At 32.3% G+C, this 201-nt stretch carries 1 pseudogene; it reads left to right on the top strand.

The features are described 5' to 3' along the window. A pseudogene (locus HMPREF3265_RS13005) lies at positions 1–201 on the top strand (pathogenicity island protein); the annotation flags it as partial.

Raw genomic sequence — 201 nt, forward strand, 5'->3', positions numbered from 1 at the left:
ATATGTCACAGGTCAAAGAGAGAATATCAATAAAATTGAAAATGAGCGTCAAGAGTTATCGCAACGAATTAAAGAAGATAAAGCAAAATATAAAGAATTAATTGCTAACTCACAAGATGACGAGGCTGACGCACTCTATACTACATTTGATAGTAATGAGAAGAAATTGAAAGCCTTAGAGAAACGCTTATCGACTAAAAA

Origin of the sequence: Staphylococcus sp. HMSC62B09 (assembly GCF_001839115.1) — a bacterium.
Lineage (GTDB): Bacteria > Bacillota > Bacilli > Staphylococcales > Staphylococcaceae > Staphylococcus > Staphylococcus haemolyticus.